This is a genomic window from Rhizobacter sp. P3_B12, from assembly GCF_056402895.1.
In genome coordinates, this window is sequence record NZ_JBFUGN010000053.1 from 1 (window position 1) to 14,947 (window position 14,947).

Here is a 14,947-nt window from a genome sequence, read left to right on the forward strand (position 1 = left end):
CGCCCAGGCCACCGGCGACCCACCAGGCCGTGCGGCGCGGTGCAGGCGCCGCGGCGCCCGGCGTGGCCGAGGGGTCGAGGGCGAGGGTGGCGGAAGAAGAGCTGTCCATGGCAAATCCTGGTTCAAGAAAAGAGAGAGGTCGCAGACGGAGCGAGCGAAGGCGTGATCATCAACCCAGAAAGCCCAGATTTCGTTTCGAAAAGTTCGCGAGGTTGGGAAAAACCATGTCGAGGTTGGCATCGCTGACGCCGAACCACTTGCCCAGCGTCGCGCCGACCTGGTCGACCGCGATGCCCGGCAGCAGGCTGCCCGAACCCACCTCGTCGTCGTGGTTGATGCCGACCAGCGGGAAGCGGCCGTAGAYGTCGCCGCCCTTGACCGCGCCRCCSWKCACGAAGTGRTGSCCRCCCCAGCCRTGGTCGGTGCCGTCGCCGTTGCTGGTGAAGGTGCGGCCGAAATCCGATGCGGTGAAGAGCGTCACCTGGTCGCGCACGCCCAGCGTGCCGAGCGTCGCGTCGAAGTAGTTGATGGCGTGCGAGATGCGCGCGTACAGGTCGGCATGCGCGCGGTTCTGGTTGTCGTGCGTGTCGAAGCCGCCGATGCTGACGAAGAACACCTGCCGCTTGGTGCCCAGCGCGGTGCGCGCGCCGATGATGCGCGCCACCGTCTGCAGCTGCTGCGCGAGGCCGTTGTTGGCGTTGGCGCGCTGCGCCGGGTTGTAGTACTGCGTCGGCGCGGTGACCGTGGACGCGGTGAAGGCCGACTGGAACGCGGCCTGCGCGTCCATCGAGCGGCGCACGATCACCTGGTGTTCCTTGCCCAGCAGGTTCTGGTTGTCGGCGGTGATGATCGACTTGAAGGCCGTCGTCGCCGCGGCCGAGCCGAACAGCGAGCCGGTCAGGCCGCCGATCGCCGTCGCGCCGTTGTTGGTCACCTGGTACTGGAACACCGAGTTGCCGGCCATGTAGACCGCATTGCCCTGCACCGAGATGTTGGTGAAGGTCGAGCTGCCGTTGTTGCCGGCCAGCAGGTCGCCGAAGCGCCCGCCCCAGCCGACGCGCGCGCCCTCCGGGCCGAGCGCCTGCCACATCGACTGCTGGTCGTTGTGCGAGAACAGCTTGGCCGGGCGCGCCTTCGTGCCCTTCTGGTACTCCRCCTTGGTCAGCGGCGTCACCAGCGGGCCGGCGTTGGCGATGATGCCCAGGCGCCCCTGGTCGAACAAGGCCTTGGTCTCGGTCATGCTCGGGTGCAGCGCGAACTTGCGCGACGCGTTCTCCGGGTTCGCGAGGTTCTTCGAGGCGATCGACAGCACGCCGCCGAGCGCCRCCGGCGAGGCCGCCGCGGCCGTCGCGTCGACCACCGTGCCGACCGGCTTCAGCGCGATCGGGTCCGGTGCGGTCGCGCGCAGCGTGCTGTAGGTCTGCCACGAGGCGTCGTCCCACGGCAGCACCATGTTGGCGGAGTCGTTGCCGCCATACATGAACAGGCAGACGATGGCCTTGTAGTCGCTGGCGGTCTGTGCGACGGCCGCGCCCATCGTGGCCATGTTCAAGGCAAAGGGCAGGCCGGCCGAACCGACGGAGCCCGACAGGATCGTCGCGCGGCGCAGGAATTCGCGGCGGGAGGCTTGGTTGATCGTCATGTCCGCAGTCCTCACTTCTGGGTCAGGTAGTCCGACGAGGCCATCGTCAGGAACACCGCAATGGCCACCCGGTCGCGCGTGGCGGCGTCGATGTCGGTCTGGTTGATGACCTTGCCCGCGGTGTCCTTGCGCACCGGCGGGATCATCCGGCCGTTGACGGCCGACAGCAGCTGCGTGCGCAGTGCGGCCGGCATCTGCCCCGACATCATCAGCAGGTCCAGGCGGTCCAGCAGGACCTCCGGCTTGTCGGCCAGCGCCTGCTCGGCCGAGAAGTCGAGCTGCACGTCGCGCCCGGTGTTGGTCGCGATCCAGCCGCGCAGGTAGTTCAGGTAGCCGGCCACCGACACCTCGTTGGCCAGCTGCAGCTCCGGCGCGACCAGGTCGGCCGCCTCGATGCTGGTGTTCGGCGGCGTGTAGCCCGGGCGGTAGAAGTTGAACACCGTCGGCGAGCGCATCGGGGTCTGGCCCAGCCGGCCGGCCGGGTCGTCGGTGTTGTCGATGCCCTGGAACTTGCCGGTGGTCGATTTCGCGTGGAAGGTGCGCAGCAGGTGGGCCAGCCGCATCACCGGCTCGCGCAGCTTGCCGTAGTCGTTGCGCGCCGTGTCGGCGGTGCGCGCCTCGGGGTCCAGCAGCACCGCGCGGAACACCGCGCCCAGGTCGCCGCGCACGCCGCTGCCGTTGTTGTTGAACGCCGCCGCCACGCGCTCGACGTAGGCCGGGCTCGGGTTGCTGGTCACCATGCGCTGGATGATCTGGCGGCCGAGGAAGGGGCCGACGTTCGGGTGGTTGAACAGCGTGTCCAGCACGACCTTGATGTCGCCCTCGACGTCCGGCTTGTCGGTCGCGGCGATGGTCTTGCCGAGGAACTTCTTCTCGGTGGCCGAGTGGAAATCGGTGTTGCTCGCGTACTTGTTGTAGCCCTGCATCGGCTTCCAGTCGCGGTCGGCGTTCACGTCGCCGCCGAAGAAGCGGGTGCGCGTGCGGTCGGCGGTGTTCGGGCCGGCGTACCAGCTCAGCCCGGTGAACACCTTGGCGAGGCCGGCGATGTCGTCGTGCGTGTAGGTCTCGGGGTTGCCGCTCTTCACCGTGCCATCGGGGTTCAGCTGGTAGAGGCCGATCGAGAACAGCTGCATGATCTCGCGCGCATAGTTCTCGTCCGGCACGCGGCCGGTCTTCGCGTCTTCCTTCTGGTTGCGCAGGCTGGTCAGGTAGGCGCCCATCATCGGGTGCATCGTGATCGCCCCGAGCAGGTCGCGGTAGTTGCCGAACGCATGCTGGCCCAGCACGTCGTAGTAGTCGGCCACGCCGCGCGGCAGGTTGCTCAGGGTCGAATCGACGAACGACACCACGAAGATCTGCGACAGCACGTAGGCCGCGCGCTGGCGCAGCTGGTCGTCGCCGGTGATCGCCTGCGTCCAGTACGACTCCATGAAGTTGCTGGAGGTGACGTTGGTGCCGGCCGCCGCCGCGGCATTCATCGCCGCGGTCATGTAGTCGCGGTGCCGCTTCTGCGGCTTGGCCATCTGCTGCTCGAGCCAGCGCCGGTAGCCGACCTGCGCGAGCTGGTCGATGTCGGCCGCGGTCGGGCCGTAGGTCGCCTGGGTCAGGAAGCGCGCAGCCGCCTCCTTGGTCGGCGGCGGGCCGCTGTCGGCCGCGCTCTCTTCGTCGTTCTTGTTGCCGCCGCACGCGGCCAGCAGGCTGATCAACAGCGCACCGGCCCACAGGCGGGAGGTCTTGCGGATGGCGAATGTCGGTGGAAGCGATATCACTTCAGTCTCCCTCGGTGCGGTGCGTACGACCTGATACGGGTCGTTTGCGTGCAGGAGACATACCAGCGACATCGTCGGACACCGCCTACAGGGTGTCGGCTGGAAAAGCGCCCATCCTTGGCAGATGGACCGGGCTATCTGGCGTCGAGGTGTGTGCCGGGCTGACGTGAACGGTCGGCGATGCGTTCGGATGCTTCGGATGTAACGAACGGCAACCTGCGTTGCCGCGGCCTCGTCATCCCTCGGTCACAACAGCGCCGACAGCGAACGCTTCACCAGCGACGCATCCTGGCCGCTGCGCGCGGACCAATCCTGCAGCTGGTCGTCGCCGATCTTGCCGACGTTGAAGTACGTCGCCTCGGGGTGCGCGAGGTAGAAGCCGCTGACGCTGGCGGCCGGCGTCATCGCGAGGCTTTCGGTGAGCGCCATGCCGATGTCGGCGCACTGCAGCACGCGGAACATCTCGGCCTTCACCGTGTGGTCCGGGCACGCGGGGTAGCCGGGCGCAGGGCGGATGCCGCGGTACTTCTCGGCGATCAGCTCGTCGTTGCGCAGCGATTCATCGGCCGCATAGCCCCAGAACTCGGTGCGCACGCGCTGGTGCATGCGCTCGGCGAAGGCCTCGGCCAGGCGGTCGGCCAGCGCCTTGAACATGATCGCGCTGTAGTCGTCGAGGTCGTCGAGGAACTGCTTCTCCTTCTTCTCGGTACCGATGCCCGAGGTCACCGCGAACAGGCCGATGTGGTCCGCCACGCCGGAGCCCTTGGGCGCGATGAAATCGGCGAGGCAGCGGTTCGGGCGGCGCTTCTTTTGCCCGTTCTCGTCGATCACCGGCCGCTCTGTCTGCATGCGCAGCCCGTGCCACGTCATCAGCACCTCGCTGCGCGTCTCGTCGGTGTAGATCTCGATGTCGTCGTCGTTGACGGTGTTGGCCGGGTACAGCCCGATCACGCCGTTGGCCGTCAGCCAGCGGCCTTCGATCAGGCGCTTCAGCATGCGCTGGCCGTCGCTCAGCACGCGGCGCGCCGATTCGCCGACGATGTCATCGGTGAGGATCGCGGGGTAGGGCCCGGCCAGGTCCCAGGTCTGGAAGAACGGGGCCCAGTCGATGCACTGCGCGATCTCGGCCAGGTCCTGATTGCGGAACACGCGGCGGCCGGTGAACTTCGGTGCCGTCGGCACATGGCCGGTCCAGTCGATCGGCGTCTTGTTGGCACGCGCCTGCGCCAGCGACACCAGCGGCGTGGCCTTCTTGTTCGCATGCTGCTCGCGCACGCGCAGGTAGTCGGCATTCAGCTCGGCGATGTAGGCGGTGGCCTTCTCGTCGCTCAGCAGGTCGCTGCAGACGCTGACCGAGCGGCTCGCATCGGGCACATAGACCACCGGCCCGTCGTAGTGCGGCGAGATCTTCACGGCCGTGTGCACGCGGCTGGTGGTGGCGCCGCCGATCAGCAGCGGGATCTTCTTGATGCGGAAGTGCTCGTCGCGCTGCATCTCGGCGGCGACGTACTGCATCTCCTCGAGGCTCGGCGTGATCAGCCCGGACAGCCCGATGATGTCGGCGCCCTCGACCTTGGCGCGCGCGAGGATGTCCTGGCAGGGCACCATCACGCCCATGTTGACGACCTCGAAGTTGTTGCACTGGAGCACGACGGTGACGATGTTCTTGCCGATGTCGTGCACGTCGCCCTTCACGGTGGCGATCACGATCTTGCCCTTGGCCTTGGCCTCGCCGCCGGCCTCGACCAGCAGCCGCTTCTCTTCCTCGATGTAGGGCAGCAGGTGGGCCACCGCCTGCTTCATCACGCGCGCGCTCTTGACCACCTGCGGCAGGAACATCTTGCCCTGGCCGAACAGGTCGCCGACGACGTTCATGCCATCCATCAGCGGGCCTTCGATCACGTGCAGCGGGCGGCCGCCGCCGGCCTTGATCTGCTGGTACACCTCTTCGGTGTCCTCGGTGATGAAGTCGTTGATGCCGTGCACCAGCGCGTGGCTCAGGCGCTCGCGCACCGGCTTGGCACGCCACGCGAGCTTGGCGCTGTCGTCCTTCGCGGCGCCCTTGGCGGTCTCGGCGATCTCGATCAATCGCTCGCCGGCATCGGGACGGCGGTTCAGCACCACATCCTCGACGCGCTCGCGCAGCTGCGGCTCGAGGTCGTCGTACACGCCCACCATGCCGGCGTTGACGATGCCCATGTCCATGCCGGCCTGGATCGCGTGGTACAGGAACACGGTGTGGATGGCCTCGCGCACCGGCTCGTTGCCGCGGAAGCTGAAGCTCACGTTCGAGACGCCGCCCGACACCTTGGCGCCCGGCAGGTTCTGCTTGATCCAGCGCGTCGCGTTGATGAAGTCGACCGCGTAGTTGTCGTGCTCCTCGATGCCGGTCGCGATCGCGAAGATGTTCGGGTCGAAGATGATGTCTTCCGGCGGGAAGCCGACCTCGTCGACCAGCATCCGGTAGGCGCGCTCGCAGATCTCGACCTTGCGCTCGAAGGTGTCGGCCTGGCCCTTCTCGTCGAAGGCCATCACCACGGCCGCCGCGCCGTAGCGGCGCACCAGCTTCGCCTGGTGGATGAAGGGCTCGACGCCCTCCTTCATCGAGATCGAGTTGACGATGCCCTTGCCCTGGATGCACTTCAGGCCGGCCTCGATGACCTCCCACTTCGAGCTGTCGATCATGATCGGCACGCGCGCGATCTCGGGCTCGCTCGCGATCAGGTTCAGGAAGCGCACCATCGCCGCCTTGCTGTCGAGCATCGCCTCGTCCATGTTGATGTCGATCACCTGGGCGCCGTTCTCGACCTGCTGGCGCGCCACGCTCAGCGCCTGCTCGAACTCGCCGTTCAGGATCATCCGCGCGAAGGCCTTCGAGCCGGTCACGTTGGTGCGCTCGCCGATGTTGACGAACAGGCTGCCCTGTCCGATGAGCACCGGCTCCAGCCCCGACAGCTTCATCGGCGGAACGGGGCGGGCGGCAGAGGGTGTGGAGGCGGTCATGGCGGGTCGGCTGGCACCGCCCCGGAGCTCACCCGGGGCGCATGCGGATTCATCATGCGAGGGGTGAGCGTGGTTGCAAGCTTCCAAGCCTGGCGGCAGCCCGATGGGCCGCCGTCGCAACGCTCCTTGGAGAGGCGCATTTTATGCGGGCAACCCCGGTGAGCGCCTTGGTTACAACTCGGCAAACCCCTGATGCGGTCGTGGTGCACGGAGCGTGTCCAATCCGGGATCCACGACTGGACTGCTTCTGCCGTGAACAACAACACACGATTCCTCGCTCGCTCTTCCGTTGCCGCGGCTGCCATCGCGGCTGCACTGCTCGTTGCCTGCGGCGCACCGCCGGTCAGGCCGCTGCCGGCGCCGGCGCCCTCGGTGCCCGGTTCCGCACCGGGCCCGGTCTACGGCCAGGCGGCCTCCGGTGTGGCGCGCAGCTGGTCGCCGCAGATGGAGGCGGTCGAGCGGCAGCTGGCCGCCAGCCTGAACGGCACGCCGATGGCGCTGGCGCGCACGACCGACGAACGCCTGTGGCTCACGCTGCCGGGCGATGTCGCCTTCGAGCCGAACCGCTCGGCGCTGAAGCCGGTGGCCACCGGGCTGCTCGACAAGGTGGCGGGGGTGCTGCGCAGCCAGCCGCAGCTGGAGCTGCGCATCGTCGGCCACACCGACAGCAAGGGCTCGGCGGCCGGCAACGATGCGCTGTCGCTGGACCGCGCGGCGAGTGCGCGCGACTGGCTGGTGGCACGCGGCCTGTCGCCGGTGAAGATCGGCGTGGCCGGCCGCGGCTCGCGCGACCCGGTCGGCAGCAACGACGACGAGGCCGGCCGCGCGGCGAACCGGCGCGTGGAGATCCTGATCGGCGAGCGGGCGGTGCGATCGGGAAGCAAGTAGCCCGGATGCCAATCCGGGTTTCGTGAATCACCGATCCCGGATTGGCATCCGGGCTACGCGGCCATGAGCCCCGAGAACAGCGGGTCGTGACGCGACCTGGGGCGATAGTTCCCGACCCGCTTCGCGATCTCGGCGATGTGCGCCGGCGTCGTGCCGCAGCAACCGCCGGCGATGTTCAGGAAGCCGGCGCGCGCGAACTCCTCGACCAGGCTGCCGGTGATCTCCGGCGTCTCGTCGAAGCCGGTGTCGCTCATCGGGTTCGGCAGGCCAGCGTTCGGGTAGCAGCTGATGAAGGTGTCGCCGGCCACCTTGGCCAGCTCCTCGATGTACGGCCGCATCAGCGTCGCGCCGAGCGCGCAGTTCAGCCCGATCGCGATCGGCCGCGCGTGGCGCACGCTGTGCCAGAACGCGCTGACCGTCTGCCCCGACAGGATGCGCCCCGACGCGTCGGTCACCGTGCCGGAGATGATCACCGGCAGCCGCTCGCCGGTGTCTTCCATCAGTTCGTCGAGCGCGAAGATCGCGGCCTTCGCGTTCAGCGTGTCGAAGATCGTCTCCACCAGGAACAGGTCGCAGCCGCCTTCGAGCAGCCCCGCCGCCTGCTCGTAGTACGCGGCACGCAGTTCGTCGAAGCTCACGTTGCGCGCGGCGGGGTCGTTCACGTCCGGGCTGATGCTCGCGGTGCGCGGCGTCGGGCCGAGGGCGCCGGCCACGAAGCGCGGCTTGTCGGGCGTGGCGTACTTGTCGCAGGCCTCGCGCGCGAGCCGCGCGGCCACCACGTTCATCTCGCGCGCCACCTCGCCCAGCCCGTAGTCGTCCTGCGCGACGCTGGTCGCGCCGAAGGTGTTGGTCTCGATCAGGTCGGCGCCGGCCGCGAGGTACTGCTCATGGATCTCGCGGATCACGTCGGGCCGCGTGAACTGCAGCAGCTCGTTGTTGCCCTTCAGGTCCTTCGGGTGGTCGGCGAAGCGCTCGCCGCGGTAGTCGGCCTCGCCGAGCTTGTAGCGCTGGATCATCGTGCCCATCGCGCCATCGAGCACCACGATGCGTTGCGAGAGGATCTGCGGCAGGGCCGCGCCACGGGTGTAGACGGGAGCGTTCATCGTGCGATTGTAGGAAACCGCCGCAGCCCGCACCTCCGATGGCAACAGAACCATGTTGACCTTGTTGTCGTAGCCGCCCGGCCGCGGACCTCGTTCTACTCGGCCACCTTCGGGCTGACGACGTTCAGCCATTCATCAATTTCGCTGGTGACGCGGCGTCGCGCGCCACTGCGAATATCGAAGACTTCACGCTCGCCGATCTGGATGCGACACACCGTGAATGCCTGGCGCTTGCCGCGGCTGTTGTCGGTGAAGACCGTCGCGTCGGCCACCGAGGCGGCAGCTCCAATCGCGCGCTGCGTACGCGGAAAGCGGTCGATGAGCTTGTCGACGTCGACATTGTGGCCGCCCTCGGCGACTCGGGTCATCACCCGCCCGATCGACAATCGGACATTCGACAGCCCGACGAAGAACAGCAGCACAAAGTAGCCCGCAGCCTGCATTTCCCGGATGAGGTCGACCTTGGACGCGAACTTGCCGTCGGGCAGCGCTTCCCAATACGAGAAGACAGTTTCCATCGCAAAGGGAACGCCGCGTGCCATCGCCTGGGCGACGAAGGCCTCGACACCCTTCTGCGCCACCTTCATCCAGCTCTCGTCGGTGTCGCGCAACTGCTGTGCCCACTTGATCAAGCGACCTTCACGATCCGCTTCGGGCAGGATGGACAGCATCATCCGGTCGGCGTTGACCAGCGGGATCCGGAAGCTCGGCGAGAGGTGCCGCAGCCACATCGTCGACTTCCCCGAGCCGTTGTGACCCGCGAGAATCACCGCCAATGGCTCCTGGCACGCCGCTGCCCGAGGCGGACTTCATCGACGGCCTGCGCCAGCGAAGTCATCGCTTGGTGCTTACCGCCCTGAACTTCCCATTGACGAACGTGCCCGTCGAGACTCTGCCGTTCACCTCACGGATCAGGCGGCTCGGATTCTGCGGATCGGCACGGAAGAGCGGCGTGGATATCGCCGTCTTGAAGGCAACCCCCGGCTTCACCAGCTTCGGCATCGCACGGTCCATGGCCGCCTGACCGATGGTGACGTTGCGCCGCAGTTCGCCCACCTTGGGCGAAGCTGCCTTGACACTCACCTCGCCGAAATTGATCGTCGCAACATCCGCACCCATCAGGGCGGCGTTCACGATGACCTTGGCAGCGTCCCGGCGAGCGGTCTTGGCGGCGGTCAGTGGCTTCTTTGCGGACATTGCAATGTTGGAGTGGCTGCGCGGATGGACTTGCGTCGTGCCGGCATTGTGCCCAATCCGCGACCGCGATTCCCGCGCGCCCTTCAATCAGAGCGCAGCCGACGAAATGGTGTCGCTGAACAGCGAGGCCCGGAAGTCGATCGGCGCCGGCCCTTCGTCGTTCATCGCCCACAGCGCCAGCGCCTTGGCCGACATCGGCTTGGCGAACAGGAAGCCCTGCAGCTCGTTGCAGCCGAGCGAGCGCAGGATGTCCTGCTGCTCCGCGGTCTCGACGCCCTCGGCCACCACCTTCAGCCCGAGCGCCTGCGCCAGCTTGACGACCGCGTCGACGATCGCGCGCGCATCGGCGCTGCTCTCCAGGTCGAGCACGAAGCTGCGGTCGATCTTCAGCTCCTCCGACGGCAGCTTGCGCAGGTAGCTCAGGCTCGAATAGCCGGTGCCGAAGTCGTCGATCGACAGGTGCACGCCGATCGCCGACAACTCCTCGAGGATCTGCAGGTTGGCGCGCGTGTCGTCCATCGCGGCCGATTCGGTGATCTCGCAGGTCAGCAGCGAGGGCTCGATGCGGTGCGCGCGCAGCGCCCGCTCGATGCGCTTGGGCAGGTCGGGCTGGCGCAGCTGGTGCACCGACAGGTTGATCGCCACGCGCATGCGCAGGCCCTGCTCCCGCCACACGCGGATCTGCCGGCACGCGTCCTCGATCAGCCAGTTGCCGAGCGCGTTGATCAGGCCGAAGCGTTCGGCCAGCGGGATGAAGACGGCCGGGCTCACCATGCCGCGCTGCGGGTGGTGCCAGCGCATCAGCGCCTCGGCGCCGGTGATCTGGCCGCTCGGCGCATGGATCTTCGGCTGGTAGTACAGCTCCAGCTCGCCGTGCTCGATCGCGCGGCGCAGGTCGTGCAGCAGCTCGACCTGGTCGCGTGCGCCGGCCACCATGCGCGGCTCGAAGAAGCAGTGCGCCGCGCCGCCGGTGCGCTTGACGGAATTCATCGCCGCCGCCGCATGCGGCACCAGCTTCGACAGCGCGCCGTCGTCGGGGTACATCGCGATGCCGATCGAGCAGCTCAGCGGCACCTCGTGCCCGTCGAAGCGGCAGGGCTGGTTCAGCGCCGCCATCACGCGCGACGCGAGCTGGCCGGCATCGTCCTTGTCGGGCGAGCCTTCGAGCAGCACCAGGAACTCGTCGCCGCCGGCCCGCGAGACCATGTCGCGCTCGCCGGCCAGGTGCGTCATGCGCCCGGCCACCTCGCGCAGCACCGAATCGCCGCTCGCCTGGCCGAAGGATTCGTTGATGGCCTTCAGGCCGTCGAGGTTGCAGAACAGCAGCGCGAGCCGGTGGCCGTGGCGGTCGGCGCGCAGCACGGCCCGCTGCAGCCGTTCGTCGAACATCGCGCGGTTCGGCAGCCCGGTCAGCCGGTCGGTGTAGGCCGCCACCTGCAGGTCCTCGCGGGCGCGCCGCAGCATCGAGCGGAAACGCGCCTCCAGGATCGAGGTCAGCAGCAGCAGCACCAGCAGGATCGGCACGCCGACGATGGCCAGCGCGGTGACGGTGGCCAGGCTCACCTCGTCGGCGGTCGGCGACAGCGCCAGCATCGGCACCTGTGCGCCCATCACGACCGCGGCATTGCCGACGGCCATCGCCGTGCCCAGCACCACCGAGACGATGGCGCGCCAGCGGAAGCCGACCGGCGCGACGCGGCGGCGCCAGGCCATCAGCCCCAGCCCGCTGCCACCGATGGCGCAGGCGGCCAGCCAGCCGGGCACCAGGATGCGCCACTCCCATTCGACCTGCGGCTGCAGCCGCAACGCGAGCAGCGCGACGAACGAGGTCGCGCACAGCGCGCTGCCGATCGTCAGCGCGGCGAGCAATCCGTCACGCACGTGCAGGCCGGCGCGGCTGCCGAGCAGGCAGGCCAGCAGCGAGCCGGCATAGGCCACCGCCAGCGAGCCGAACACCACCCAGCCGCCGTAGCCCATCGGGAACGGCAGCGGCCCGGAGGCCATCACGATGAAATGCAGCGCCCAGGTGCCGACGGCCAGCGCCAGCGCCGAGCCGGCCAGCGCGCGCAGCGAGGTCGCGCGGTGGCTCGACGCCACGCCGCGCGCCAGGTCGAGCGCGACGTACGCGGCGAAAACGGCCATGCCGAAGGAGGCCGCCCACAGGTCAGGCCGGAACCTCCAAGGAATGAATGCCTCGTCCATCGAACTCGCCGCTCCAGGTCGTTCGGTCGTTATCGGCCGGCACGACGCGGGCTTGAGGCGCCCGGCGAGGATTTGCGGTCAGTGCAGGAAGCCGATCCCGCGGCGCTGCCGCACCTCGGGCTTCACGCGGTGCTCCGACTCAAGCTGGGACAGGAATTCAGCCGGAGTGAACGCTTCCCCCAGAACGTCGATCTGGCGCCGCACCGCGGCGAAATCGCCAGGCGTGAGCAGGTCCAGCTGCGCCAGCCGGCTGCGTTGCTCGTCGTCCAGCAGCCCCGCATCGCCGCCCAGCGCCTCGGCGACGAACATGCGCTCGCGCTGCGCGGCGGTCAGCGGCCGGAAGCGGATCTTGAACGTGAAGCGCCGCAGCGCCGCCTCGTCGAGCTCGTCGAACAGGTTGGTCGTGCAGATGAAGACGCCGGCGAAGCGCTCCATGCCCTGCAGCATCTCGTTGACCTCGCTGACCTCGTAGTTGCGCTCGGCCATGCGGCGGCTGCGCAGGAAGCTGTCGGCCTCGTCGAGCAGCAGCACCGCCTGCTCGGACTGGGCGTCGTCGAACATGCGCGCCATGTTCTGCTCGGTCTCGCCGACGAACTTGCTGACGATGTCGGAGGCCTGGCGGATCATCAGCGGGCGCTGCAGCTGCTGCGCGATGTGCTCGGCCAGCGCCGTCTTGCCGGTGCCCGGCGGCCCGTGGAAGCACAGCGTGCCGTGGCCCTTGCGGCGCAGCGCCTCGATGATGCGGGGCAACTCGAAGCGCGATTCGGTGTTGACGAGGCCCAGGTCGTAGGTGGTCACGACGTGGCGGGGGCCGCGGCCATGCGTGCCGTTGCCGAGCGCCTTGTCGGCGTGGCCGAGCTGGCGTTCGATCAAGGCCTCGATCGCCGGGGCGCTCTCGTCCTCGGCCGCCAGCCGCGCGAACTTCACCGCGGTGCGCACCTGCGCCGGCGTCAGCCCGCGCCGCTCCGCCAGCCGCGCGGCGAAGCCTTCGGACACCGGCACGTCGACCAGCGCGCGCGTCACCAGCGCCTCGCGCGCGCCGGGCGGCGGCGATTTCAGCTCGAGGTGGTACTGGAAGCGGCGGCGGAACGCCGGGTCGATCTGCTCGATGCGGTTGGTGACCCAGATCACCGGCACCGGGTTGGTCTCGAGGATCTGGTTGACCCAGGCCTTGCCGCTGACGCTGCCCGACACGACGCCGTCGCCGGTGTCCATGCGCGCCATCAACTGGGCCGCATCGGTGGAGATCGGCGGGAACACGTCCTCGACCTCGTCGAACAGCAGCGCCACCAGGTTGCCGCCCTTCAGGAACACCTGGCTGATCTGCAGCGAGCGGTAACGATCGCGGCCCGACAGCGAGTTGCCGTCGCGGTCGGCGTACTCCACCTCGTAGAGCTCCAGGCCCGCGGCCTGCGCGGCCACCTTCGCGAGCTCGGTCTTGCCGGTGCCGGGCGGGCCGTACAGCAGCACGTTGACGCCCGGCGCCTTGCGCGCGACCGCATGGCGCAGCAGCGCGGTCAGCACGCGCTGGTCGTCGCCGACGTAATGGAAATCGCCCGGCGTCAACTCGCTGCGCGTGGCCGGCCGGGTGAACACCGCCATCAGGTCGGACGGGCCGGCGTAGTGGCGCATCAGCACCGGCGGCAGCTGCTCGCTGACCTTCATCAGGTCGGCCAGGTCGGTGATGTTGTGCTCGGAGATCAGGTTCTCGACCATGCCGATGCGCTCCAGGCGCGAACCGGCGCGCAGCGCCTCGGCCACGTCCTGCTCGTTGACGCCGGCCACCGCAGCGATCGCGGCATAGGCCTCCTGCGCATTCGACACCTTGAACTCGACCAGCAGCCCGCGCAGGTCGCGCTGGTAGCGCGCAAGCGTGCCGTACAGCAGCAGCGCGCGCTCGGCCGGGTTCAGCTGCAGCAGGCCGGCCAGCGCGTCGATGTTCTTCTGGACCAGCGTCGATTCCTTCTTCAGGCTGCGGTCGAGCCAGTCGGCCGTGGCGCCCAGCACCGCGAGCAGGTCCTTCGGTGCGTCCTTGATGTACTCGTCGACGTAGAAGAACAGCGTGCCTTCTTCATACGGGCCGCGCCAGGCGCCATGGCGGATCATGAAGGCCTCGTCGGCGAGCGCCTCGTGGCCGCGCCAGTGCTCGTTGCCCTTGCAGCGGTTCTTCAGGAAATCGCGCAGCCGCCCGAGCACGCTGGCCGGCCAGACCAGGTGGCGCCCGGTCAGCGACAGCAGGCTGTTCCAGTCGCGCCGCAGGTTGAAGCGGCCGGCATGCCGCACGGTGAGCGTCAGCACGAACTGCGAGCACATGCGATCGAGCACCGGCGCGTCGGTCAGGCCGGGCGACAGCAGCATGCGTGCATCGAGCTGGCGGGTTGCCATGGATCCTCCTGCGGTGCGGGCGATCTTGGCGCAGCCCGCGCCGGGGGGCAAGCCCCATCGGCCGGGGGAGGAACCCGGCTTTACAAATCTGTCAGTGGAGGATCAACGGTTGCTGCATCAAGGAAGAGAAGCGCTCGAGGTAGTCGTCCATCTCCTCCTCGCTCGGCGAGGTCTCGATCAGCGCCTCGACGCCCTGCTTGAAGCTCTCGGCCAGCGCGCCTTCGATGAAGATCTCCTTGCGCGCGAACTTGTCGACGATCTCGTAGCCGCCGCGCATCAGCGATTCCTCGCGCACGGCGCTGGCGCCCTGGGTGCTGTCGAACTGCACCACGACGAAGTTCTCGGAGTTGTAGAGCATGTGCATGGAAAGCTCTCCTTCAGGGGCAGTTGGTGGGGCTTCGGTGGTTTTTCAAGTCGCGCCCCTGGGTGCCGTCAGGAGGCGACCTGCATCTCTTGCAGGATCAGGTCGAGCACGTCGTTCGACCCGTCGCTGCTCTGCCGGTAGCGCACCGGCAGGAAATGGCGCGCCGGATCGAGCCAGACCTCGATGCGCGTGTCATGCGGCTTGCGCGGCTCGCGCGTGAAGCGCCAGGCGGGCGTCGCCTGGCCTTGCAGGTTCACGCTCTGCAGGCCTTGCGAGACGAAGTGCCAGACCTCGCCCTCGCCCTTGGCCCCGGCCACGAAGAACGACAGCCGCTCGCCGGCCGCCGGCGGCGCGCTGCGGGCGTTCAGCACCGCGCCGAGCTGGATCATCCAGC

Annotated in this window: 11 protein-coding genes and 1 riboswitch; of the genes, 1 reads left to right on the forward strand and 10 read right to left on the reverse strand. The window is 68.5% G+C overall.

Annotated features, from left to right (window positions below; translation table 11 throughout):
• Nucleotides 1-169: 169 nt before the first annotated feature.
• From AC1D01_RS05310 to metH, 3 genes are all read right to left on the reverse strand, one after another.
• Nucleotides 170-1,642 (reverse strand): DUF1501 domain-containing protein, encoded by a 1,473-nt coding sequence (locus AC1D01_RS05310; RefSeq protein WP_477865032.1) that lies wholly within the window; start codon nucleotides 1,640-1,642, stop codon nucleotides 170-172.
• 11 nt (nucleotides 1,643-1,653) lie between these two features.
• A complete protein-coding gene (locus tag AC1D01_RS05315) occupies nucleotides 1,654-3,411 on the reverse strand; it encodes a DUF1800 domain-containing protein (protein ID WP_477865033.1) in 1,758 nt (585 codons plus the stop codon).
• Between the two features lie 246 nt (nucleotides 3,412-3,657).
• Complete coding sequence (gene metH / locus AC1D01_RS05320; protein ID WP_477865042.1) at nucleotides 3,658-6,372, reverse strand: methionine synthase; 2,715 nt, start codon at nucleotides 6,370-6,372, stop codon at nucleotides 3,658-3,660.
• A gap of 100 nt (nucleotides 6,373-6,472) precedes the next feature.
• A riboswitch (S-adenosyl-L-homocysteine riboswitch) is annotated at nucleotides 6,473-6,548 on the reverse strand.
• A 118-nt stretch (nucleotides 6,549-6,666) separates the two neighbouring features.
• On the opposite strand from metH, the gene AC1D01_RS05325 reads away from it, so the two are divergent.
• Nucleotides 6,667-7,302 (forward strand): OmpA family protein, encoded by a 636-nt coding sequence (locus tag AC1D01_RS05325; RefSeq protein WP_477865034.1) that lies wholly within the window; start codon nucleotides 6,667-6,669, stop codon nucleotides 7,300-7,302.
• Nucleotides 7,303-7,355: 53 nt separating this feature from the next.
• Here AC1D01_RS05325 and AC1D01_RS05330 read toward each other — a convergent pair whose 3' ends face one another.
• The 7 genes from AC1D01_RS05330 to AC1D01_RS05360 form a co-directional block, all read right to left on the reverse strand.
• A complete protein-coding gene (locus tag AC1D01_RS05330; protein WP_477865035.1) occupies nucleotides 7,356-8,405 on the reverse strand; it encodes a homocysteine S-methyltransferase family protein in 1,050 nt (349 codons plus the stop codon).
• Between the two features lie 95 nt (nucleotides 8,406-8,500).
• Nucleotides 8,501-9,181 (reverse strand): zeta toxin family protein, encoded by a 681-nt coding sequence (locus AC1D01_RS05335; RefSeq protein ID WP_477865036.1) that lies wholly within the window; start codon nucleotides 9,179-9,181, stop codon nucleotides 8,501-8,503.
• A 58-nt stretch (nucleotides 9,182-9,239) separates the two neighbouring features.
• Nucleotides 9,240-9,602 (reverse strand): hypothetical protein, encoded by a 363-nt coding sequence (locus tag AC1D01_RS05340; RefSeq protein WP_477865037.1) that lies wholly within the window; start codon nucleotides 9,600-9,602, stop codon nucleotides 9,240-9,242.
• An 87-nt stretch (nucleotides 9,603-9,689) separates the two neighbouring features.
• A complete protein-coding gene (locus tag AC1D01_RS05345) occupies nucleotides 9,690-11,744 on the reverse strand; it encodes a putative bifunctional diguanylate cyclase/phosphodiesterase (RefSeq protein ID WP_477865038.1) in 2,055 nt (684 codons plus the stop codon).
• A 138-nt stretch (nucleotides 11,745-11,882) separates the two neighbouring features.
• A complete protein-coding gene (locus AC1D01_RS05350; RefSeq protein ID WP_477865039.1) occupies nucleotides 11,883-14,189 on the reverse strand; it encodes an ATP-binding protein in 2,307 nt (768 codons plus the stop codon).
• A gap of 91 nt (nucleotides 14,190-14,280) precedes the next feature.
• A complete protein-coding gene (locus tag AC1D01_RS05355) occupies nucleotides 14,281-14,553 on the reverse strand; it encodes a BTH_I0359 family protein (RefSeq protein ID WP_477865040.1) in 273 nt (90 codons plus the stop codon).
• Between the two features lie 68 nt (nucleotides 14,554-14,621).
• The coding region (locus tag AC1D01_RS05360) for a DUF3108 domain-containing protein (RefSeq protein WP_477865041.1) at nucleotides 14,622-14,947 on the reverse strand (326 nt) is incomplete at its 5' end.